Raw genomic sequence first — 22,037 nt, forward strand, 5'->3', positions numbered from 1 at the left:
CAACTCCCCATAGATGGGTGGGGGTTGTAGCGTTTGGTCGTGACACAGGAGAACGTTGCAGTGAACGGCAGCAGAAGGCTCTCGCCGCAGGAGATCGCCGACACGTTGCGGAACCGCATCCGCACCGGCGACCTGAAGGCGGGTGAACGCCTGCCGACCCAGGCCGAACTGGCCGAGGAGTTCGGCGTGGAACGGGGCACGGTCCGCCATGCCCTGCGCGCCCTCCAGGAGGACGGCCTGCTCAGCAACGTCAGCAAGGGAAGCCCGCCCAGGATCGCCGAACCCCAGCCGGTCAGGGACGAGCCGCAGCCGACGATGGTGGGACTGGCGCCGAGGCTCACGGAGGCGTTCGCCGCGCCGCACGTCCGCATCGACGCGGCCTGCCTGACGGCCGAGACCCTGATGCTGGCCCTCGGTGAACCGGTCCGGCTGATCCATGAGGGGCGCATCCGGCCCCGGTCGATCGACGTGCGGATCCTGCTGCCCTCCCGGGAGATCAACCTGGCGTTCCCGGTCTCCGTCGAGAACCCCGGCGACGAGGACCCGGTCCACAAGCGCTGGCTCGGCCAGCGCAACGCCCAGGGGCACGTCCTGCGCCACAACCTGCTGGCCCTGCGCTCGTCCCATGGCATCGACGTGCGTGTGACGTTCCGCGCGCTGCCCTTCACCCCGCCGGTGAAGCTGTACCTGCTCAACGGGGCGGAGGCCCTGATCGCCTACTACATGCTCACCAAGCGTGAGGAGGAGGTGGAGAGCCGGACGCTGGAGATGTACGACACCCTCGGATCCAAGTCCCTGCTGTTCTCCTTCGAGCGCCGGGCGGGCCGGCGCGACGCCGCGTTCGTGGACCAGTCCCAGAAGTGGTTCGACGCCCTCTGGGAAACCATCACGACGGACCTGACACTCTCCTAGTGACTTCTGATACGACGCACACCGATCCGGCGGCGGCGAAGACGGCACAGACAGAGGAACTGCGGGCACTGATCACGGGCGCGCGCCACATCCTCTTCGACTTCGACGGGCCGATCTGCCGGCTGTTCGCGGGCTACTCGGCGGTGGAGGTCGCGCGAGAGCTGGTGAAGTGGCTGACGCGGCAGGGGCTGCTCAGACTGCTGACCGAGGAGGAGACGGGCCACCCGGACCCTCAGGCCGTCCTGCTCGCGGTCCATCAGCGGCACGAGGGCAGCGACCTCGTGGCCGAACTGGAGGAACTGCTCACCCAGCAGGAGCTGCGAGCCGTCCCCTCCGCCCGGCCCACCGCGTACGCGGACCCGCTGATACGCACCTGGACCGCCCTCGGCGCACGGCTCGCGGTCACCACGAACAACTCGGCGCGCACGGTCGCCGAGTACCTGGGCGGCCGCGGACTCGCCGACTGCTTCGCCCCGCACATCTACGGCCGTACCCGCGAACTGCACCAGCAGAAGCCGGACCCGTACCACCTCAACCGCGCCCTGCGGGCGATGGGAGCGGCCACCGACACCGCCCTCATGATCGGCGACACCCCCTCGGACCTCCGGGCCGCCGAACAGGCGGGTGTGCGGTTCCTGGGCTTCGCGGGCGACGAACGCAAGGAGAAACTCCTGCGCGACGCGGGCGCCGAGGTGACCGTGAGGTCACTGGACGCGGTGCTGCGGGTCCTGCGGGAGCGGGCTCCGCATTGACGGACACGCCGTGGCACACGGGGTGCGGTCCCGGGAAGTTCCCGTGCGCCACGAAGGAGACCGGGTACGGGAAGCGATCTCTTCTGGCAGCATGCTCATCCGTGGGGGAGTACCGTGCTTCACTTCCGCACCACAGGTGCGCTCTCATGCCAGGGAACGAACGATGCAAGCCGAACACGTCTCATCTCCCGCGCGAGAACGCGCCGCGGAGATGAGCGGCGATCCGAGCGCGGTCGAGGGGCCGCTCGAGGGCTACCACCACGAGACGTATGTGATCCCGCTGCCCGCCGAGGTCGCCGGCGCGCATCCGGGCCGGGGCAAGTGCCGGGAGCCGCGCAGCGATCTGCTCTGGTTCGACCGCCGGTGTTTCGCCTCGGAGGAGACGCTGCTGAGCGCCCTGCAGGGCCGCATCACGGGCATTCCCGAACTCATCGAGGTCGCCGACGGCGTGCGCCTGCAGCGGTTCGTCGAAGGGCGGACGCTGGGTTCGCTGTATCGGTCCGGCCACGAGGTGCCCGACTCCATCGCCGCCCAGATCCTCGACCTGTTCCGCCAACTGGCCCGGGTGGGGCCGGGATCCCTCGATGTGGAGCGCCAGTGCAGGCCCGAGGACAGGTCGGCCGAAGGGGACACCGCGGGATTCCTGGAGCGCCTCGTCTGTTTCGCCGAGGAGCGCGTGTACCGGGAGAACCTGGAGAGGTTTCCCGGCCTGTTCGCCTCGCTGGGGCTGGACGACGACTGCTTCACCCGGCTCAGACGGCATGTGGCCGGCCTGAGGGAGCGTCCGTTCTGCCTGCTGCACGCGGATCTGCACCGGGAGAACTTCGTCGTCGACCTCCAGGGCCGGCTGTGGACCATCGACTGGGAACTGGCGATGGTCGGTGACCCCCTCTACGACCTGGCCACCCATCTCCATCTGATGCGCTATCCGAAGGCGCAGCACGACCTGATGGCGAAGCGGTGGTGCGAGGTGATGGAGGAGGAACGGAGCGGGAGCACGGAGGGCTGGGAGGAGGACCTGCCGAGACTGCTCGACTTCAAGCGGGCCCAGTCCGTGTTCACCGACGTCGTCCGTGCCACCCAGGTCCTCGACGCCCGGCCGGATTCCGCCGGGCCCGTAGGGGAACAGGAGGCCGTGAGGCTGCGGCAGGTGCTGGCCGCCGCCGCGCGGCCGCTGGGCCTGGACACCGTCCCGACCCCGGGCGAGGTCATGTCGTCGCTCAGCCGGTGGCGGCCCCCGGGCGCGCTGTCCCGGGGGGTGACCACGGCCTCCGTTGCGCGCCGGACCCACGCAGGTGGGGCACCTGGCCGCCCGCGGAGCACCTAGGCTCGGCCCGAGGCCCTCACCGGCGAAGGCGTCCACCACGACCGCTGCCGCGCCGCCCTCGCCGCCATGACCGACGGCACCGACGAGCATGCCGTCACCGGCGAAGACGTCTTCGCCTCCGGCGCCGACGCCGAAGTGCTCGGACACCGGCTCCACCGCCGGGCCGGGCATCTGCGCGAACTTCCCGCGGGTCCCCTGTTCTGCGGCCGGCTGGACTTCGGCCCGGCCACGCGGATCATGCCGGGCGGAGCCACCGCATCGGGCGGCTCCGCATCACCGGGCACCCTTCCGTCCCGGCCCTCGTCGTCGCCTGGCGCGCCCCGTGTCGGCGCCTTCTGCCAGGCCGGCGCCCGCGACCCGCAGGGCGTCGCCGTGCTCGCCGCCGTCGTGGCCGAAGGGGCTGGAGTACGACCACGTCGTCGCCGTCGAGCCGGCCGCGACCGCGGAGGCCCGCGGGCTGCACCGGCCGTACGCCGTCCTGACGCGGGCGGTGTCCCGGCTGGACGCGGTGCACACGCGCCCGCTGCCGTGGTGATCCGCCGTCGCAGGCGCCCGTGTTACGGAAGGGGGACCGAGTCATGACCGAGCCCGCACCCGGTCCGCCGCTTCCGCCGTTACCGTGAGCGGGCCGGTGAGGGCGGAGCTCACGCGAGCCCTCACTCCCCTCCCCCCAGGGCTCGTTCACCCCTCACCGGCGCCTCGACGGCAGGCGGCCGGCCGCGCCGGCCTCGCCGGGATCACTCCAGCAGCGGCACCAACTGTTCTTCCTCGCAGCTGGGATGGGCCTCCAGCCCGGCGGTGGGCCGTTCCACCTCGGGCAGCACGTGCACGGGATCGGCGTCCTGCCGCGACACGACCCGGCGCAGGCCGTCGAGGAGGGCGGTGATCCGCTCGTGTTCGCGGCGCAGCCGGTCCAGGACCGGCGCCGGATGCGGATGGCGGTCGGCCAGGAACGGGAACAGGGCGGTGTCCTCGCCGGCGTGGTGGTTGCCGGGCCCCGCGCAGAGCGTGAGGCAGTTGACGCGGAGCTGGGCGCCCAATGTCGTGCCACCGCCCAATGCCGCGAACTTTGCGCGAATCAGGTCCAGTTCACGGCGAAAGACATCGTGGACGACCTTGATGGCCTCGCCGGGGGAGGACGCGTCGACGACCGGCGGGCCCGGCCTGGCGTTCTCCCGGAGCGCGACGACCGGGATGGTCCGCTCCGTCTGCGCCTGGTACCGGCCCAGCCGGGGTCCGCCTCGACGGCGGGGGCGAAGGGCGCGGGCGAAGGGGAGGTCGCGGGCGGCGCGATCCAGCACGACGGCGGTCGCCTCGTAGGTCGCCCTCGTCGCCGTCGGTCACCCGTCTGCGCGGCGGTGCCTCCCGGCGTTCCGCGCGCCGCCGGTATGGGATGTACGCCGGTGGTGCTGAGACAGAGCGCGCTAGTTGTCGTCAACCCGGCACCTTGACCAGGGAGTTTCTGGTCGCTGAGCACGACAACTGTCGTCAGATTCGCATCGTTCTTGGCGTGTACCGCGCTTATTGCAGGCAAGTTGTCGCCAACTCCGAAGATCACCGACTCCCGGGAAGGGGTGCCGTTTGTCTGGGTACATGACTGATCTACAAGGCGTCGCCGCCCCGTACGTCGGGGATAGAGCGTCGTACGGTTCCGGGCCGTTGTGGTCCCACCGGTGTACGTGGGAGGACCTGCTCATACCGGTCTCGGTGGACGCCGGCCGGGCCAGCCTGGAGGTGTCGGACGGCTGGGCGGACCGGTGGACGGCGACGTGGAGGTACGCCGGGGACGAGGTGACGGGGCCGGTACGGCATCTGGGGCATGCGCCGGTGGCGGACCGGCGGCCGATGCGGGGGTTCACCTGGCGGCGCGATCAGCGGCACCGGCCTGGTCTGGAGTCGCTGCTGGCGACGGGGCGTCTTCACGGGTTCGAGAGTCTGGAGGAGGACCAGCTGCTGGTGGCCCTGGACTTCGCTGGTGATCTGGTCGAGGTGCTGTCGCAGCCGCTGTGCATCCGGTTCCGCACGCGGGCGAAGTGGCGCAGGCACACGCCGGACTTCTTCGTGGTCTCGCGGGCGGGGGTCTGGCTGATCGATGTGCGGCCCAGGCCGCTGATCGAGCCGGAGGATCTTGAGAGCTTCGCCGCGGCGGCGGAGGTTGCGTTGGTCTGCGGCTGGCACTACGTGGTGGCGGCCCAGTGGCGCCCTCAGGTGAGGTCCACGCTCGACGCGATGTATGCAAAGCGCCGTCCGCTCCGTGACGTGCTCGGTGTCCAGCCGGGCCTGCTCGCGCATGCCCAAAAGGGACTGCCTTTCGGGGAGTTGGCCCTGACGGAGACGTACTGGCCGGTGGCCCGCGCGCATCTTCTCCATCTGCTTTGGCATCGCCGTATCGGTGTCGATCTCTCTCAGCCTCTGACGGACCGCTCACGAGTGGTGCTGGGGGGAGGTGCTTTGTGAACGCGTTGGCCACGCTGGATCTCTCGCCGGGTGCCGGCATCGTGCTGGATGACGTGGAGTGGCGGGTCGAGCGGCAGGAGCCGCATCTGGGCCGGGTGCAGCTGGTGCGTCCGGATGGTGGCAGGCAGCGGGTGACCTTCCGTTTCCTGGTCAACCACCCGAGATGCCGTCCCTCGTCGCGCACGGCCGCGGAGGGAGTCAACCGGGGGCGCCAGCCGGCGACGTGGAGCGACGTCAAGCCGGAGAAGCGCCCACTGATGGAACAGCGCTTCGAGCACCTGATGGAGGTGAAGTGCGGTTTCCGCAGTGGGGATCCGCTGCGTCCCGAGCCGGGCGAGCCGCGTCCCGAGTACGACCCTGACCGCACGACGCTGACCGCGCGCCGGGCGGCGAAGGAGGCCGAGCTGGCAGCCTTGCGGCCTGCGGAGCTCAAGCTGCTGCTGGGTGTCGGCCACGTCGGGGTCCGCACGCTGGAGCGGTGGGAACGACGGCGCAGGAAGTACGGGATGGTCGGCTGCGCCGATCACCGCTGGCTTCGGGAGAGCGGGGGCCATCCGAGCGTTGGTGAGGAGGTCCGCGAGGCGATCCTCGCGGTCAGGGAAGAGACGCGCCACCACCGCTCCCGGGTGAGTGGACGCACCCGGGAGAACATGATTCACCGCTACCTCCGGGAGACCTTCCCGGAGGAGGAGATCGAGATCCCGAGCTACCACACGCTGCTTCGGATCTGGAAGGAGTGGTTCGGTCCGGGCGGTGCCCGGCCGCGCTACGACCGGTCGGCCGATCTGCCCGCCAAGAACGGGCACGTGGTGGTGACCCGGCCGGGACAGGTCGTCGCTCTGGACACCACGGTCTTGCCGGTGATGGTCCGCGAGAACGTCTTCGGCGATCCGGTGGCCGTGCACCTCACGCTGGCTCTGGACGTCTACACCCATTCGATCTGCGCGTTCCGACTGACGCTGGTGTCGGACTCCTCGGTGGACGTGGCGATGGTGCTGCGGGACGTCATGCTGCCGCTGCCGATGCGGGCGGAGTGGGACGACGAGATGGAGTGGCCCTATCCGGGGCTGCCCGCCGCGGTGGTCGCGGAGTTCGCCGGGCACAAGGTGGCTGCCCTGCCGTTCTTCACGCCGGAGACGGTCACCTCCGACCACGGCTCCGTCTATCGCAACCACCATCTCGTGGATGTCCAGGAGGCGATGGGCTGCCGGATTCTGCCGGCTCGCGTCCTGCGGCCAACCGACAAGCAGGCGGTGGAACGTGCGTTCGGCAGTTCTCGTTCGCTGCTGTTCGAGAAGCTGGCCGGCTACACGGGAGTCGACGTCGCCGATCGCGGCGCCGACCCGGAGGGCGACGCGGTGCTGACCATGAGCGAGATGGAGCACCTGATCGCGACCTGGGTCGTGAAAGTGTGGCAAAACCGCAGGCTGGGGGAGTTCGCTCCCTTCTGGGACCCGGGCGGCGATCACAGCCCCAACAGCCTGTTCGCGGCCTCCTTCGCCCAGGAGGGTTTCGCGATGGACATCCCGTCGCCGGATCTGTACTACCGCTTCCTGCCCGAGCACCATGTGAAGCGGATCTATCGGCGGGGCGTGAAGATCAAGGGGCTTTGGTACGACGCCGAGATGCTGCACGACCCCGACCGGCACTCCACCCGGGGCGGCCGATACAAGCAGCACTGGGTCATCCACCGTGAGCCGCGTGACCGGCGCGTGGTGTTCTTCCAGGATCCCGAAACGCACGAGTGGCACGCCCTGCGCTGGACGGGCCTGCCGTCCGAAGACGACGTTCCCGCCTTCGGCGACGCACGGGTCGAAGAACTCCTCACACGCGTACGCGAGGCCGGGCTGAAGCCGCGCTCCGACACCGACCTCCTCCCGGTTCTCCTGGAGATGATCGGAGCCGTCGATCCCGTTGCGGGCTGGCCATCGCAGATGACCAGGTCCCAGCGCGTCCAGCAAGCCCGTGAGATCGAACAGGCCCGAGCCGCGGCCGCAGACCGTCCGCAGGCCCCGAAGGAGCCAGGCGAGGAAGCACCCCTGGCGGCCGTTGGTACACCGGCAGCGGGTTCGTGGCAGGAGCGGGCCCAGCAGGCCGCCAGGAGCCTGGACTCCCACCGGCGCCGACGGCGCGAGGAAGTCCTGCCCTCCTCGTCTTCCTTGGCAGCGCCCGCACCGCTCGGCACCAGGCGCCGAGGCCGCAACCTGTTCCTCCTGGCGGACGACGAACCCGAGGACCGCGCCGAAGGCCCCGAGCACCCCGACTCGCAGACGACGGACGAGGAGTGAGATGAGCGACCACGGCATGCCCGCGGCGGACAACCCCGTCCCGTTCCTGCGCTTCGGCCCCAGGCCGGACCGGACCACCTACGAGGGCTGGCAGGAGTTCCGCAAGACCCGGGACCTGTTCGTGCCGGTCAAGAAGATCACCTTGGCCGAGTACCAGCTGATGAGCCCGCGCAAGAAGTCCCTGCACGACCTGCACCGGGCCGCTACCCACGTCAACATGACATTGCTGGAGACGCCGATGAGCGTGGCGGTCACCGATCTGATGCGCTCGCGCATCCAGAACAACGCCATGCGCTTCGGTCCCGGCACTCTCGACGGGCTGATGATCAACGGCGGTGGCTACCAGGGCAAGACGGAGACCGCCTGCCGGACGGCCGCCGAGTTCGAGGATGACTGGCGGGAGCTCTTCGAGCAGTACCGATCCCACTACGTGGATGCGATGCCCGGAACCCGGGACCTGATCGCACCGATCGGCTACTGCCAGACACCGGTGAAGGCCACCCCGATCGCTTTGTGCGAAGCGATCCTCGACTTCTACGGCGCCCCCTACGGCAAGAACCTGCGCGGCATGATCCGCAACGTCCGCGAATCGATCAAGGCGCACGCCACCACCGTCCTGATGATCGACGACATCACCCGGCTCAAGATGCACCGCGAGGACGACCAGGACACCCTGGACCTCATCCGCGGCCTCATGGACTTGGACGTCACGCTTGTCCTCATCGGCGTGAACATCCCCCGCTCCGGGCTACTCAGGGAGGGCTGGCACGATCCCCGCACCAAGCAGTGGGTCTACGCGCCCCTGACGAGGGGCAAGAGCTACAACCCCGATGCCTCCACCCAGACCGAGCGCCGCTTCGACCTGATCAACCTCGACCCCTTCGACTACAGCACCGACGCCGGCACCGAGGCGTTCATCGAGCACCTCGTCGGCATCGAGAACCAGATACGGCTCTTTCACGCAGGCCCGGGCACTCTGTCCGAGGGCAACATGCCCGAGTACCTCCGCCGCCGCACCCACGGCATCGTCGGGCTTCTCCGGCGTCTGATCGAAGACGGCCTGGTCAAGGCGATGGACAGCGGCCTGGAAGACCTGACCACCGACCTCCTCGACGAGGTCCCCATCAACCTCGGCAACGTCCCGGGCAAGGACAACGAGCGCGACGCCGAAGCCGGGGAGATCCCCGACGTCGACACCGCGCCCCAGCCGAAGCAGAAGCCGAAGCAGGCGCCCAAGAAGGGCCGCAACACCGTCTACGACGACCCGGGCACCCCCGCGGCGGTGGAAGCATGAACCGCCGCCCGCTCTCCCGCAGCCTGGTTCCGCTCGATGACGAGTCGCTGGCAGGGTTCTTGCTGCGCTTGGCCAAGTACACCGGGTGCTCGCCGGCCGTGATCGCCGAGCGCATGGGCCTTGGCCAGTACTACCGGGCAGCCATGCCCGTCGGATCCCTGCTCACGCTCTCCTCCGAGCAACTCGCTGCATGCGCGCATGTCGCCCGCCTGTCCCATGCGGAGATGGAGGGCCTTCTCCTCGCTCCCCTGGGGCGGCGCTACGGCCCGCTCAACCACCAGCTCTGGCCCTGGTCCGGCCCTCAGCAACTCACCTACCTGAGGCGCTGGGTCTATCTCAGGAACACCCAGTTCTGCTCACACTGCCTGACCTCGGACAACAGCGTTTTCGGGGTCCTGCTCGGCGGTTCGTGGAAGAGGCGCTGGCACCTTGCCGTCTCCTTCGCCTGCGTCGAGCACCGACGACTTCTCAAGCGGAACTGCCCCCGCTGCCAGCACCCCGCACAAGCCGCCCGATGGGGCATCATCGAGCACGCCGCCGAGGAAGATCTTCACCCCACGCAGTGCCGCGCTTCGATCCACTGGAAAACGAGCAGCAAGAGCGGGTCGATATGCGGCACCTACCTGACCGACGGCCCGAACAAAGTCCCGATCTCCAGTGACCCCAGTACAAGAAACGAGCTTCTGGCCCTCCAAGGACGCATCGACACCCTCCTGTCCATCAACGGACCTGACAGCGGCCAGTTGCGGACAGCAAGTCCCCGTCGCCCAGTACTTCCTGGACCTGCGCGCCGTCGCCGCGCTGATCTTCATCTCCTGGCCCCAGGCCCGCCCCTCGGCCGCCACCCCGACCCTGGCCAGGGTCATCGGCGGAGAAGCCACCCGCCGCCGCCAACGAGTCTCGGACACACTCCGACGAGCCAAGAGCGCGCCCATAGGCGACATCTTCCTCGAACCCCCGACACGCCCCATGGCCACCGGGGCCGTCCTCAGCACCGCTGAACAACTCCTCAACACTGCCTGCGACTCCGAGGGCCGAGCTGCACTCGCCGAGCTCTACCAGCAGTCGGAACAAGCACGTCCCACCGTCAGCCGAAGAATCGCCGACACTCCCGGCATCTCCCCGGTCTTGCGCGACTCCCTCGGCCTGCCGGTCCGCCGCCTCGGCACCCGCCCACGCCGCCGGGCAACAGCACAGGAGGCGAGGTGAACCGCATGCGACCCCTGCCCCGCAGCCTCGACCCCCTGCCCGACGAGACCCTCACCGGATTCATCCTCCGTCTCGCCCACCGAACCGGCACCACACCCGGCGAGATCACCATCCGCACCGGCCTGGCACCCCACAACCGCCCCGGCCTGCCCACCCGCCTGCCACTCGGCTCCCTGCACCACCTCAACGACGAGCACGTCAACACCTTCGCCGACGTGACACACCTGACGCCCGGCGAAGTCACCGGACTACTGCTCGCCCCGCTCGGAGACCGCTACGGACCACTGAACCCCGCGCTCACGCCCCGCAGAACACCCGCGCGAATGATCTACGACAACCCATGGGTCCTGACCCGCTCCACCCGCTACTGCCCGCCCTGCCTCGCCGGGGACAGAGACGCCATCCAGGACACCCACGGCGGCGCCTGGCAACGCCTCTGGCGCCTCCCCGTGGTCTTCCTCTGCCTCCGCCACCAGGCCCTCCTCCAGCACGAATGCCCCGGCTGCGGAACACCCGTCCACTCCGTCCGGACAGCCAACGCCAACGCCATCGCGCGACTGTCCGACGACGCGCTCCACCCCTGGCAGTGCCGCTTCCCGACCCGGCCGACACCACAGCACCAGTCCGAAGCAGCCTGCGCCACCGACCTGACCCGGCTTGATCCGCCTTCCGCGGAACCCGACACGGTCACCATGACCGTACTTCTGCAACTCCAACAACAGCTCGTGGACCTGCTCACGGCGGGCGGCCCCGAAACGGTCATGAGCGCGGGTGCACCGGTCCCCGCCGCCCACTACTTCGCCGACCTGCGCGCGACGGTCGCCATGGTCTTCCGAACCTGGCCCGTCGCCCGCGAGTACGCCAGCACACCTTGCCTGGCCGCTGCCCTCGACACGGAGTACATCTCCCGAATCGTGCAGGCCGAGCCGCTGCTCAACACCCCCGGCAAGAAGAAGACCTCCAAGCCCTACACCACACCGCCCATAGACTCGCTGGCCACTGGGGCCGTCCTGGACATCGCCTCGCAACTCCTCCAAGCCCCCGACTCAAGCGAAGCGCGGAAGCGTCTGACCCCACTCGTCCAGCGACTGCGCGACGCCGACCGCGCTCTCAGCACCTACCTCCGACGCCCCGCATGGATCTCGCAGCCACTCCGGGCTGCCGTCAAGGACAACTGGCCCGCTGGAGAGAAACTCGCCGCATGACCACTCGCATCCGAGCGTCATCCCGGCCACGGCAGTACGGTGAGCTGCGGCCACGTGTCCTTCCAGCGCGCTGCCTTGGCTTCGTAGACCTCCCGCGGGGCAAGGACCGGGTTGGGTCGGACCACGAGGTTGAACACGTCGGAGAGCCCGTGGGGCGCATAGACGCGCCATCCACCGCCGGGGTCCAGTCGCACCCCGAGGCAGCACGTCGTCGCGGCGAACGAGTCGATCGCGGCCTCGGTGGACTCGTGAGGGGGGCAGGGCACGCCGAATTTCTGCTCGTACCAGAGGTGCACGCGGGCTTCGTTGCGGAACTCCACCTCGGCCGGCAGCCCGGCGAACACCTCCTGCCCTGCCTTGATCACGGCGTCCTCTGCCTCCCAGGACAGGTCGGTGCCGTCGAAGTAGAAGATGTCGTAGTCCTTGATGCCGCTGGTCGGGGGCCTGTCGGTGGCCACGTTCCACACCGTCTGGAACAAGCAGCCCGCCGTCACATACCAGCCGGGCAGTTCCAGCGTCGCCGCCCTGGTCAGCACGTTGGCCAGGACCTCGTTCTGGGAGAGCACGGACCGCAAGCCATCGAGTTGCTCAACGAGCGGGAGTCGACCAAGCACCCGTACTCCCTATCACGATCGGCCGCTCTCACAAGGCGCGTTGGCTGCAAGCGGGCGTCCCAGCTCGCGAGGCGGGCAAGGTCAGGACTGCGCGGTCCGGAACGCGAGATACCGGCTGAAGGCCTCGTGGCTGTCGGGGGTGAAGCGCCACTCCAGCAGGGCCGACTGCACTTCCGACTCGGCCAGCCAGCCATGCCAGGCGACCTCATCGGGATCGGGGACCACGACGTCCGGCACCACGGCTTCGTGCACGCCGAGCCAGTGAGGGCTCAAGCCGCTGCGGTTGATGAACGTGAACAGCAGGCGCGGCAGCGCACGAATGCCCAGCTCTTCGGCCAGCTCCCGCGCGGCGGCCTGTTCATAGGACTCGCCGACATTTGCGGCGCCACCGACCTCGACCTCATAGAGTCCGGGGAAGCGCGATACCTGGTCCGACCGTCGGTGGACGAGGATCCGTCCACACTCATCACGACACACCGTCACGGCGACCCGATGCAGCCAACCCTCCCGGATGGCCTCCCGACGGGTGACCACCCCCAGCACGCGATCTTGACCGTCGACGCGTTCCACCAATTCATCCACGACACACACCCTGGCAGAGCCCACCGACAACGCTGCTTCCCGGCTGTCCCGTCTCGAAGGATCTGGTCTCCGTCTCAAGTGGCCTGGTCTGATGGGTCGTTGATCTCAGTTGATCCGGTTCGTCCTCCTGATCACTGCACTACTCTGTCGAGCCATGAACGCGGACCGCTGGTTGGCAGACACCCGGACCTCCTACGACACGGTCGCGGTCAGCTATGCCGACCAACTACGCGAGGCTCTGGCCGGGGCGCCGTATCTTCGGGCGGCTCTGGCGCTGTTCGCCGACTTGGTGCACGCCGCTGGCGGTGGGCCGGTGGCGGACGTGGGCTGCGGACCTGGACACGTCACCGCTCACCTGCACGAGCTGGGTGTGGACGCTTTCGGCATCGACCTTTCATCCGTGATGATCGACGTGGCTCGGCGCGACTACCCCCGCCTGCGGTTCGAGGTGGGCTCGATGACCGACCTCGACCTCGCCGATGCTTCAGTCGTCGGCCTGCTCGCATTTTGGTCGTTGATTCACGTCCCCGACGAAGCAGTGCCCACGGTCTTCGGCCACTTCCGGCGCGTGTTGCGTCCCGGCGGACCACTGCTGCTCGGCTTTCACGTCGGCGACGAGTCGAGGCTGAAGACGCAGGGCTACGGCGGCCACCCGATGAACGTCCACGTTCACCGCCGCCAGCCTGACCAAGTGGCGGCCTGGCTACGCGATGCCGGGTTCACCGTCGAGGCCCAAATGCTGATCGACCCCGACGAGAGCGTTCCAGGTGCGGTCCTCTTCGCACGCCGTCAGTCCTAGCCACGCCAGCGGTCCGGTTGCGGTCGACGGCACAGCGAAGTCGGACCACATCAACTGAGACAGCCTCTGGCACCCGCTCGCCCGGGACCACTTCACTTGAGATTCCTGGCTTCCCCACGTCTCAACTGAACTGGTCGCCGCAGGTCAGCGACCCGACTCGGAATCAGATCATTTGAGACCGGACACGGCCTACCCGCAGAAGCCGACCCGAGAGCACCTGCACCAGGGGACCGGACGCGGATGACGACAGATGTCCTGCAAATACGACACCTATCGTGCTGTCCGTTCCCAGCAGAGGTGAGCAGACGGACCTGTTCTGATCAGGGAGCTGTCGCTTTCGCTGGGACGGTGTCAGGCGGGGGCGTCCCAGCGAAGTTGTCGGGACGATTCTCATCTTCTATTTCGTTCTCAGGAGCACCGTCATTCTGATTTTTGGCGACGATCGTGACCTGGCCCTGTTCAGTTCTCCTGGGACGACGGTGTCGTCTTCCGCGCGGCGCCCGGAAGACGAAGGAGAGACGTGGTGTGTCCTGTTCGGTCAGATCCAGCGCGACGCCCGACTGCTCGAAGGCCGTGCGTGCGGGCTGGCAACGGGCGAGGTCTTGGGAACCTCATGCCAAGCTCCGTTCGTCCTTATCTACCTGAGCGGCCGCAGTTTCCGAACCGGCCCTGATACGCGATGGAGGCAGACGTTGCCCCAACCCGTAGGCCGGTACGTGTACTGGTCCCAGCGCCTGGTCACCGAGGTGATCGACGACAACGGGGTCCGGCTGCACCCCCGTATCAAGCCCGCCCTCAATCTCGGTCTGGCGGGCAATGGCGTCAGCCTCGCCGGCAGGGACCAGGAGAACACCTCCTTCGACGTCGCCGAGACGCTCAAGAGGAAGCTCCGCAAGTCGATCATCATGGACTTCAACTCCCCGGCTTCTGGGCAACTCGTTCAGGGTGCAGGCCATGCTGAGGTGGCGGAGTTCCAGACGTGGGGGTACCCGCAGCACCGCCTCCACCAGCGCACCGCTGTGATCCACACACAGGCAACCACGCGGGAGGGACGAGTCGATCTCTGCCTATTCGGCAGCCTGAAAAACCTGAGGGGGTTCGCTGTTCCGGAGGAGGACAGTGTCGGCGGGTGGACTTCGTCGGCCGCCCCAATGATCGAGGAGTTCATTGCCCTCCGAGGTGCCGAGGTGAGCACGCGGACGGGACACGACTTCCCGTTCGACGATGAGCAGCTTGCCGTGGAGATCCTTAAGGTCGCGATGTCGCAGGGCATTTACACCGAACCTGCTGCCCATCAGGGGCGTCCTGAGACCCGCGCATACACAGTGTTGGGGTTCGACGCGACCGAGTACGTCGCTCTCGTCTACAGGGACGTGGTCCTTACACCGGGGCGGTGGGACTTCCGGGGGGAGCCGGAGCTGGATGGCGTCCGCCGCATCCTCATCGGGGCTCCTCTATGGATGCGTACGACGCGTCAAGACTCCATCCGGCGGTACTTCGGTGAGAACCGGGTGGTGATCCCTCGAACTCTGGGTACATCGAGCACACCTGCAATTGGCCCCTCACAGGCGACACCCCCCGGGCCCGGCCACGTGCTCCTTCAACACCCGCGGGACGGAGATCGTACGCAGGACTGAAATGCCTGTTGTCCCCATCCACACCATGACGACGACATCACCCACTCAGAGTAAGTAGGTCTATCGAGAACTCCTTCTAAATCCCGGCGTGGTCAGATGCTGCATCACTAAGGTGACTGTGTGGCTACAACGAACATGCCCGCAGCGGGCCAACCACTCGCGCCGATCTATCCGTACAACGAACCGAGCCAGGCCGTCCTTCTGCACGACGGCCTGATCGGCGGGCTAGGAGCAACCGACGTTCCTGGCCGCGTCGAGTTGATCTGTTCAACCGGGTTCAACTTCGAGTGGAAGGTCGGAGATGGGGCATCTCCAGGCTTCGCGAACCGCGACGAGGTTGACCTGATTCTCCATCGTCCGATGGGCGACATGATCATGCCCGGGGTGCTGCGGAACATCGACGGAGGATGGTCGAACGGGGCCTCGTTCGGAAACCCCGGGGCCTCATTGAATCGACTCGTCGTTCATTGGTTCAACCTGCCCAACTGGCATGGCCCGATGGGGCTGGTGGCGAGGACGGCCGACGGAGAGCAGGAGTGGTCAGGCCGTTGGGAGCATCAAACGAGCGGCTGGAAGATCACGCTAGATGTACGCCCCGACTATCAGAGGGTTTGGCGCGATCTCCACCAGACTGATGTGTACGTGATGACGCACGTAATGGAGGTGCGTCGTACCGACGGCTCGCTCTTTACACCCGACGAGGTAGATCCCGTGCTGACAGCGATGCACGTTGGGGTCTCGTTCGCGCTCGGCCGATGGGCTGCTCCCATGCTGCCAGTTGGCGAGGACAGCGGCGGTCGGGTGGCGTGGGAGCAGTGGGGTGCCTCCCACTGTGACCCGGCGCGCAGGAGTAGTGATGGTTGGTGGTACGACCAAGATCACCAATCGCTTGGCGACTTCTTGAGCCTTGTGATCGACGCCTTTGCGGACCCTGACCGACTCGTTACGCTGCGCTTTCAGATGATGTATGCCATCTCCGCCATGCGGAGCCGTGACTTTGTCGAGCCTCGGATCATCATGGGTACAGCTGGCCTGGAACACGTCATGTGGGAACGTCTCGTCCTCAACGGCATTTTGACCAAGCAGCAATACAAGCAACGCCCGGCACATGAGTTGCTGCGCAAAGTGCTGCTGAGTGCCCAGATCCCCGTTGACATCAATCCTCAGCTCCTGCCGGCGGCCGCACAGTACGCTGCTGATGTAAAGATGAACGAGAACAAGGACATTGACGGTGCTGACGTCGTAACCTGGGTCAGGAATCGACTGGTGCATCCGCAAGAGTCGCAGGAGCCGGTTTACCGATTGGATGGCTTGACGAGGGATGCTTGGCTTCTCGCTCGCCATTACCTAGTGTTGTTGATTCTGAACTCACTAGGATACAACGGCAATTATAGGGACCTCACACGAATTCGGGGCTGGGTGGGTGACGTGGCTAGCGTTCCCTGGGCGTGATCAGCGGATCTTAGGGTTTTGCATCAGGTCTCCCGTGCGGCGCAATCCACGGCGGGTGTTGGGTGCTTGGCGTCATTTGTGCAGGTCGTCTCGGACGTCCCCTCGGGATTCGCCCGAAGTATACGGGAGTTTGCTATTTCTGCTGGAGCTCATCCCGAAGGGCGTCGTGGTCGTCCGGTGTCATCACCAGCATCAGCGATCTTCCCAAAGGGTCGGTCCAGCGGAAGAGGGCGTCGTTGGAGAAAGCGTGGGAGTGGAGCTTCTCGCGAAGGGTGGGAACGTTCAGCCGGTGCTCGGCCTCTGTGTAGACGGCGTTGATGGTGCGCCGGTGCTGGCTGAGGTTCGCCCATCGGCGAGGCGCCCGCAGTGTCCGCCAAGCAGGATCGGCCACCATGCCCAGCAGCGTGACAAACTCTGGATAGGTCGCGATGTAGTCCCGCTCGTCGACGCGTCGCCTGATGATGTTCCCGTAGATGGCTTCCTTGGGAGGGAGCTGGGCGAGGCGGTCATTCCAGCGTGAGAGCAGATGAGGTTGGTTCTTGTTATGGAGCCAGGAGCGGACCAAGTGCTGAGCTTCTTTCGTCGCTGCTTCCAGGGTGTCAGGGAAATGGCGGGCGATCCGTCGGTGTCGGTGCTCAGCGGAAACGAGCTCTGGGAGGTGGCCGACACGGTAGTGACGGTTGCCGTCCACCCAGATGCCGTGTCGGCGGCAGAGCTGGAGATCGGCGGGGCGATGGGCGAGGACGGGGCTGGTGATTCCGCGGCGGTGCATGCAGTGTGAGCAGGCGACGTAAAGACGCCGACGGTAGCGGACTACGTCACCTGCGGTGCGCGCCTCAACCCGGGCGATCGCCGGTAGCAGCATCCGAAGGGTCTCGGGCGTAAGACCCGTCAGCACGGCCAGCCGTGGCAGAACCATCGGAGTCCAGCGCCACAGTGTGTCTGTCCGCTTGCCGACCTGCGCGTTTTTGAACGGTGTCAGAGTTTTCGCCAGTTGCCCCGCTGTCACTTGGTTGGCGGCGGCGAGGCGGTGCAGATACCAGCCGAAGACCTCCCCGTGAACCGGTGGCAGAGGAAGCGGCAGGAGCCGGACCGGGGCTTCCCAGGGCTCCAACGCTCAGGCCGCCCTCGGTTTGCGGGCGCGCTTGGCGCGGCGGTGATCAGAGTGAGGCTGCTGGACAGCGTGGTCCAGCTCAATCGCGTCGAGCATGCGCTTGGTGATCTTTTCTGCGCCCGTGTCGATGGCGTCCACCGCGGCTTCTCGGACGAGCTGGGAAAGGCTGCCGATCAGTCCGCCGGTGCGTTCGTGCAGGTAATCGGTCATGGCGACCAAGGTGCCCGGACGATGGGCGTGCAGTCGGAGGGAGTCCTCCATGGTCGCCACGAGGGCCTGCCAGTGCTCCTTGTCCGCGCGGTTCTTGTGGCCGAAGGGTCGGGAGGGGATGACCGTGTAGCGGCCGGCGATCTGCTGCCCGCGGGTGCCCTGGAACAGGCTGCTGGTTTCAACATCGAGACCAGCGAGCACGAAGGTGGCCGCGATCCGTTCCGAGAGGTACTTCAGCTGGTCGGATGCCTCGGCTCCGTTGCGGGTGGTCAGGTCGAGGTTGTGGATCTCGTCGACCAGGACGAGCGTGGTGCCGAGCCTGCCGAGCAGGTCACAGACGGCGTTGGTGATCTGGACCTGGCTCATGCGGTGCTCCAGCGGGACGCCGAGGAATCGGGCGAACTCGCCGGCGAGCATCTTCGGGGTGGCGGCCGGGGGAACGGTGACGAAGACGACCGGCAGTCCGCCGACAGCAGCGGGGTTGCGGCGCCGGGTGATCTGTTCGACGTTCTTGCCCAGCTGGGTGATCGCTGTTGTCTTGCCGGTCCCGGCGGAACCGGACACGATCAGGCCGCGCCGGGCTGAGACCTGGTGCCGGTTGAGCACGATGCGTTTGCGGCCGGTGGTGACGACGCCGCGGATCGTGGGGGTGTTCACGATGACGGATCGTGTGTGGTAGTCGATCCGCGCTTCCTTGTAGGACTCCAATTCGCCCTTGTCCAGGACGGTGCTGGACCCGAGGGACGGCGGGGGCTCCGGGTTCTCGTCGACGAACGCCCGCCAGCCTTCCTTCGTGGTCAGCGACGCCTGCGGATTGGCGATGTCCTGTGGCGGGGCCTGGCTCACAGGCGGCTCCCGTCAGTGAAGGCGTCGAAGACGCCGAAGGGGATGACGTTCGACGGCTGCTCCAGGACGGCGGTCTCGTCCTCGGTGTCGTCCGGAGCAGGTGCCTGTGGCAGCGCGGCGACGGGCCGAGCGGGTTCCAGGGCTGCGCGGGTGCGGGCTGCGATCCGGCGGTCCGGCCCGCTTTCCGCCCGGGTCAGCAATTGGTCTACGGCAGCGGCCACGGCGGCCTGGTCGGTGTCGTCCCGCCCTCGCATCGCGAGCAAGTCCCGGGCCCGGCGCCATGTGAAGTCCGCGAACGGCGCGGAGACCAGGTGCCGGTGTGTCCACGGAACCGTGATCCACTCTCCGGTGCGCGCGTCGCGTACCCAGACCTGGGACAGGTCGTAGGGGTCGTAGTGGACTTCCCAGAGCCCGCCTTTGGCGGTCACTCCCGAGGAGCGGCGCCGTAGCGGGTTCAGTCCGGGGCAGTTGTAGGTGCGATGGTTGATGCGGATGCCGTAGTCGTTGACCGAACGCCAGAGTGCCGGCAGTAGCTCCAGGTAGTCGGTGCCGCTCAGCGGCATCGGCAGGTAACCAGTGCGGGAGACCAGCAGGGCATATGCGTCGTTGGGAGACATGGGTTGGCCCGGTAGGAACGGGCTACGCAGCCCTTCGTGTGGCCGCTGTTGCCAGCAGGCCACGATCCACTCCTGGAGTAGGTCGTCCAGTTCCGCGAGCGTCCAGACAGCCTCGATCCCGGCGCCCCGACGGGTCGTGTTCGAACCGGTGTAACCGGGGATGTGTTGGCAGAACAGCGTGTTGATCGAGGAAAATGTCCTCTCGACGATTCCCTTGTCAGTCGGGGTCGCCGGGCGGGACGGCTGGACGGAGATGCCCAGTGACCGGCAGGCGGTCAGGAAGGTGTCGGAGACGAAGACCTTGCCGTGATCGATGCCGATCGTCTCCGGCACGATCACCGGCTTGGCGGCCGCTTGCTCCAGGCGTGCGTCGATGTCCAGCAGCCTTTGGTGGGGGATCAGCGTCATCGACATCGCCAGCGCGTCCGACCAACCGGGCCGCAGCGGCTCCGGGACCAGCATTTTGGCCAGCAGCAGTGCGGCGTCCACGGCCTTGGTTCCTGCCGGTCGCAGTACCGCAGCGCAGATCGACCTCGTTGCCACGTCAACGGCGATCGTGAGTTCCGGGCGTCCGCTCACCCCGTCCTCCAGGATCACCAGCACGTCCAGCGGTGTCGTGTCGATCTGCACCATCTCGCCGGGTCGGCAGGCCGAGGAAGGGGTGAACGCTCCTGGAGGGCGGCGAGCCGCTGACCTGCGTGATGTGGCCTCGCCGAAGGCATGTGTACCATCGCTCATCACCTCGACGAGCCGATAGAACGCAGACTTCGACGGCATCGCCACTGTGCCCGGCCCGTGCCGTTCCGCCAGCAGCGCCTCCACCCGCCGACGCAGCCGGCCGCGGGTGCCAGTGGACTCATCTGTCGTCGCGGCCAGGATCTCCGTGATGGCGGCCACCACCCTGTCATCGGCCCGTCCCGTCGGTGAGGACGGTCGAGTCGCACGGTGATCCACCAGGCCCCACAGCCCCTGCTCGCGGTAGCGCCTGCGCATTCGCTGAACGGTCCCCACACTCGCCTGCCAGCCGACAGCCCGCAGTTCCGCCGCCTTGGCCGCCACCCGCTCCTCCACCGTGTGGCGGGCCGGGTCGTATTCCGGACGAGGCAGGGCTGTGGGATCAGCATCCAGCGGCTTGCCGAACTCCACCTCGGTCACGTGCTGTTCCCAGGCCGCCGCTTTCTCGGCCTCCCGCTCCGGCACGATGTCCAAGAGCGCGAACGGTGGCATGCGCGCCTGATCGGCACCCTGGCCGATCAGCTCAAAACCTTCCGAGGCCAGCAGATGGGGTAACAGCACCAGGCTCGCTGACCCGGCTTCGTCCAGGAGCCGCACCGTCGTGCCGGAGAGGCCGACGACTGTGTGCAGCCGGTCATCCAGGCGTACTCGGTCCCCGACCCTTAACGCCGCCCTCGGCCCGGGGCGCCCGTTCACAGGGCCTCCGACCGCAATACCAGAGTGGCATCTGACAGTGGCCGCGACAGATCGGCTGTCAGCCGCCCCAGCCAGAGCAGATGGAACACCACTGGTAACACCGCGATCGGATCACCGAGTAAGGAAGCCTGTGCCACCAGCGGCGACGGCACCGAGAACAGCGCCAACAAACGGGTCACGAGTCCCCCATCCGCCCCGTGCCGCGGATGCCGATATCCCGCCAGCCAGCGGACGTTCGCCATCCGCGCTTGATCCACCTCGCCGACAACCCGGTAGCCCCACCCCACCGCTTCACACGCTGTCTGTGCGGCCGCGAACTTGGCCGCCGACCGTGCGTCGATCCGGTCCAGCGGCCGGCAGTCCACCACCAGCCCCCGCCCGTCCTCGAACCGAGCGAAGTAGTCCGGAGCGTGCGAGACCCGCTTGCCCCGCTCGTCCTCCCAGAACAGCCACAACGGCTGCGACAGCAGCCCCGTCACCTGCGGAGTGAAGTCGAGCAGCATCGCGTGATCCCGCTCCAGCCAGGACTCGAACCCCACGTGCCCACCGGTCGTCGAAGACCAGTACAACCCAGGGAAATGCCGTTGCCTGCGATACGACGGGAAGCTGCGGACCGGCCGCCCGGCCTCGAACCGCACCGAAACCGCATCCGCCAACGGCAGCCGATGTTCACCCTGGTCGTCCCGCCAGCCGACCTCGAAGCCGTCCACTCGCGACGGCGTCGCCCCTTCCTCCACGCCCATCTCCATGGTGGCCACTGTGCAGTTCCATGGGAACTGAGGGGACCGAACGGGACCAAACCCATAATCCGAGTGAACATCCGCAGCACGATGGCACCTCGGCGGTTGGGCCGTCCGGCGTCGGGGATGAAGCGTCAGTTGGTGACCTGGTCTCGATGAAGCTGGGCGGGTAGGGCCGCGACGACCCAATGCAGGATTCCATCTCCGCGTTCACGGAGGTCCTTGACCGTCTTCTCGGCCTCGGCCTTGGTCATGGTGAGAAGTAGCTCCGGCCTACGCCTCTTGCTGACCAAAGCCATGGTCTCGATCACGGGTTCAGGGGCCGTCTCGGCAGTACGGGTGTCGCTATCGCTGGCAATTGCGATGAGGCCGTGCACGAGGTTGTTCCGCGTATTAAGCAGGTCTTTCAGTCCCGACAGCAGCGCCAATCCTTCGGTTCGCTGGTCGCTGTTGATCTCCTTGTTCACCTTGAGCAGGACTGTGCAGGTGTCGATGAGATCGCCTGCACTCAGGCCAGCTGCGACCAACTTCGCGTATCTGGAGTCCAGTAG

At 67.3% G+C, this 22,037-nt stretch carries 20 protein-coding genes and 2 pseudogenes; 13 read left to right on the forward strand and 9 right to left on the reverse strand.

The genetic code is table 11. The features are described 5' to 3' along the window. Nucleotides 1-33 precede the first annotated feature (33 nt). The 4 genes and pseudogenes from ACFSL4_RS25020 to ACFSL4_RS25035 form a co-directional block, all read left to right on the forward strand. On the forward strand, nt 34-912 hold the full coding sequence (locus ACFSL4_RS25020) for a GntR family transcriptional regulator (RefSeq protein ID WP_381087140.1): 879 nt from the start codon (nt 34-36) through the stop codon (nt 910-912). Beyond that, nucleotides 912-1,664 carry an HAD family hydrolase gene (locus tag ACFSL4_RS25025; RefSeq protein WP_381087143.1) on the forward strand — a complete coding sequence of 251 codons (753 nt, stop codon included), beginning with the start codon at nt 912-914 and terminating at the stop codon, nt 1,662-1,664. The genes ACFSL4_RS25020 and ACFSL4_RS25025 overlap by 1 nt, the downstream gene beginning before the upstream one ends. A 163-nt stretch (nt 1,665-1,827) precedes the next feature. After that, nucleotides 1,828-2,991, forward strand: a complete 1,164-nt coding sequence (locus ACFSL4_RS25030) for a phosphotransferase (RefSeq protein ID WP_381087146.1) — start codon at nt 1,828-1,830, stop codon at nt 2,989-2,991. A 66-nt stretch (nt 2,992-3,057) separates the two neighbouring features. Continuing rightward, nucleotides 3,058-3,366, forward strand: a pseudogene (locus ACFSL4_RS25035) (AAA family ATPase); the annotation flags it as partial. A gap of 362 nt (nt 3,367-3,728) precedes the next feature. On the opposite strand, the gene ACFSL4_RS25040 reads toward ACFSL4_RS25035, so the two are convergent. Continuing rightward, nucleotides 3,729-4,292, reverse strand: coding sequence for a hemerythrin domain-containing protein (locus tag ACFSL4_RS25040; protein ID WP_381087149.1), 564 nt, complete (start codon nt 4,290-4,292; stop codon nt 3,729-3,731). A 292-nt stretch (nt 4,293-4,584) separates the two neighbouring features. Between ACFSL4_RS25040 and ACFSL4_RS25045 the strand changes: the two genes are divergently transcribed. From ACFSL4_RS25045 to ACFSL4_RS25060, 4 genes and pseudogenes are all read left to right on the forward strand, one after another. Next, entirely contained in the window at nt 4,585-5,448 is an 864-nt protein-coding gene (locus tag ACFSL4_RS25045; RefSeq protein ID WP_381087152.1) for a TnsA-like heteromeric transposase endonuclease subunit, read from the forward strand. After that, complete coding sequence (locus ACFSL4_RS25050; protein WP_381087154.1) at nt 5,445-7,736, forward strand: transposase; 2,292 nt, start codon at nt 5,445-5,447, stop codon at nt 7,734-7,736. The genes ACFSL4_RS25045 and ACFSL4_RS25050 overlap by 4 nt, the downstream gene beginning before the upstream one ends. A gap of 1 nt (nt 7,737) precedes the next feature. Further along, nucleotides 7,738-9,030 carry a hypothetical protein gene (locus ACFSL4_RS25055; protein WP_381087157.1) on the forward strand — a complete coding sequence of 431 codons (1,293 nt, stop codon included), beginning with the start codon at nt 7,738-7,740 and terminating at the stop codon, nt 9,028-9,030. Then, nucleotides 9,027-9,440: pseudogene (locus ACFSL4_RS25060) on the forward strand (TniQ family protein); the annotation flags it as partial. The gene ACFSL4_RS25055 and the pseudogene ACFSL4_RS25060, both read left to right, overlap by 4 nt. Here ACFSL4_RS25060 and ACFSL4_RS25065 read toward each other — a convergent pair. Continuing rightward, nucleotides 9,387-9,584 carry a hypothetical protein gene (locus ACFSL4_RS25065; RefSeq protein WP_381087228.1) on the reverse strand — a complete coding sequence of 66 codons (198 nt, stop codon included), beginning with the start codon at nt 9,582-9,584 and terminating at the stop codon, nt 9,387-9,389. The pseudogene ACFSL4_RS25060 and the gene ACFSL4_RS25065 sit on opposite strands and share 54 nt — an antisense overlap. 103 nt (nt 9,585-9,687) lie before the next feature. On the opposite strand from ACFSL4_RS25065, the gene ACFSL4_RS25070 reads away from it, so the two are divergent. Continuing rightward, the gene (locus ACFSL4_RS25070) at nt 9,688-10,239 is read left to right on the forward strand and encodes a hypothetical protein (protein ID WP_381087229.1); all 552 of its coding nucleotides are present in this window, start codon (nt 9,688-9,690) and stop codon (nt 10,237-10,239) included. A 5-nt stretch (nt 10,240-10,244) separates the two neighbouring features. Next, nucleotides 10,245-11,444, forward strand: coding sequence for a TniQ family protein (locus ACFSL4_RS25075; RefSeq protein WP_381087160.1), 1,200 nt, complete (start codon nt 10,245-10,247; stop codon nt 11,442-11,444). A gap of 17 nt (nt 11,445-11,461) precedes the next feature. Here ACFSL4_RS25075 and ACFSL4_RS25080 read toward each other — a convergent pair whose 3' ends face one another. Both ACFSL4_RS25080 and ACFSL4_RS25085 read right to left on the reverse strand, forming a co-directional pair. Next, a complete protein-coding gene (locus ACFSL4_RS25080) occupies nt 11,462-12,058 on the reverse strand; it encodes a nucleotidyltransferase family protein (protein WP_381087163.1) in 597 nt (198 codons plus the stop codon). 81 nt (nt 12,059-12,139) lie between these two features. Then, complete coding sequence (locus ACFSL4_RS25085; protein WP_381087166.1) at nt 12,140-12,640, reverse strand: NUDIX hydrolase; 501 nt, start codon at nt 12,638-12,640, stop codon at nt 12,140-12,142. 154 nt (nt 12,641-12,794) lie between these two features. Between ACFSL4_RS25085 and ACFSL4_RS25090 the strand changes: the two genes are divergently transcribed. From ACFSL4_RS25090 to ACFSL4_RS25100, 3 genes are all read left to right on the forward strand, one after another. Then, the gene (locus ACFSL4_RS25090; RefSeq protein WP_381087169.1) at nt 12,795-13,439 is read left to right on the forward strand and encodes a class I SAM-dependent methyltransferase; all 645 of its coding nucleotides are present in this window, start codon (nt 12,795-12,797) and stop codon (nt 13,437-13,439) included. 746 nt (nt 13,440-14,185) lie between these two features. Continuing rightward, nucleotides 14,186-15,076, forward strand: coding sequence for a hypothetical protein (locus ACFSL4_RS25095; RefSeq protein WP_381087172.1), 891 nt, complete (start codon nt 14,186-14,188; stop codon nt 15,074-15,076). A 120-nt stretch (nt 15,077-15,196) separates the two neighbouring features. Continuing rightward, nucleotides 15,197-16,528: a YopA family protein gene (locus ACFSL4_RS25100; protein WP_381087175.1), complete on the forward strand. Its 1,332-nt coding sequence runs from the start codon at nt 15,197-15,199 to the stop codon at nt 16,526-16,528. Nucleotides 16,529-16,661: 133 nt separating this feature from the next. Here ACFSL4_RS25100 and ACFSL4_RS25105 read toward each other — a convergent pair whose 3' ends face one another. From ACFSL4_RS25105 to ACFSL4_RS25125, 5 genes are all read right to left on the reverse strand, one after another. Beyond that, entirely contained in the window at nt 16,662-17,642 is a 981-nt protein-coding gene (locus tag ACFSL4_RS25105) for a TniQ family protein (RefSeq protein WP_381087177.1), read from the reverse strand. Nucleotides 17,643-17,645: 3 nt separating this feature from the next. After that, complete coding sequence (locus tag ACFSL4_RS25110; RefSeq protein ID WP_381087180.1) at nt 17,646-18,698, reverse strand: AAA family ATPase; 1,053 nt, start codon at nt 18,696-18,698, stop codon at nt 17,646-17,648. Further along, nucleotides 18,695-20,746, reverse strand: a complete 2,052-nt coding sequence (locus tag ACFSL4_RS25115) for a Mu transposase C-terminal domain-containing protein (RefSeq protein ID WP_381087182.1) — start codon at nt 20,744-20,746, stop codon at nt 18,695-18,697. The genes ACFSL4_RS25110 and ACFSL4_RS25115 overlap by 4 nt, the downstream gene beginning before the upstream one ends. Then, entirely contained in the window at nt 20,743-21,495 is a 753-nt protein-coding gene (locus ACFSL4_RS25120) for a TnsA-like heteromeric transposase endonuclease subunit (RefSeq protein ID WP_381087222.1), read from the reverse strand. The genes ACFSL4_RS25115 and ACFSL4_RS25120 overlap by 4 nt, the downstream gene beginning before the upstream one ends. Before the next feature lie 125 nt (nt 21,496-21,620). Then, on the reverse strand, nt 21,621-22,037 hold a 417-nt coding region (locus ACFSL4_RS25125; protein ID WP_381087185.1), incomplete at its 5' end, for a hypothetical protein.

Source organism: Streptomyces caeni (genome assembly GCF_042678285.1).
Classification (GTDB): domain Bacteria; phylum Actinomycetota; class Actinomycetes; order Streptomycetales; family Streptomycetaceae; genus Streptomyces; species Streptomyces caeni.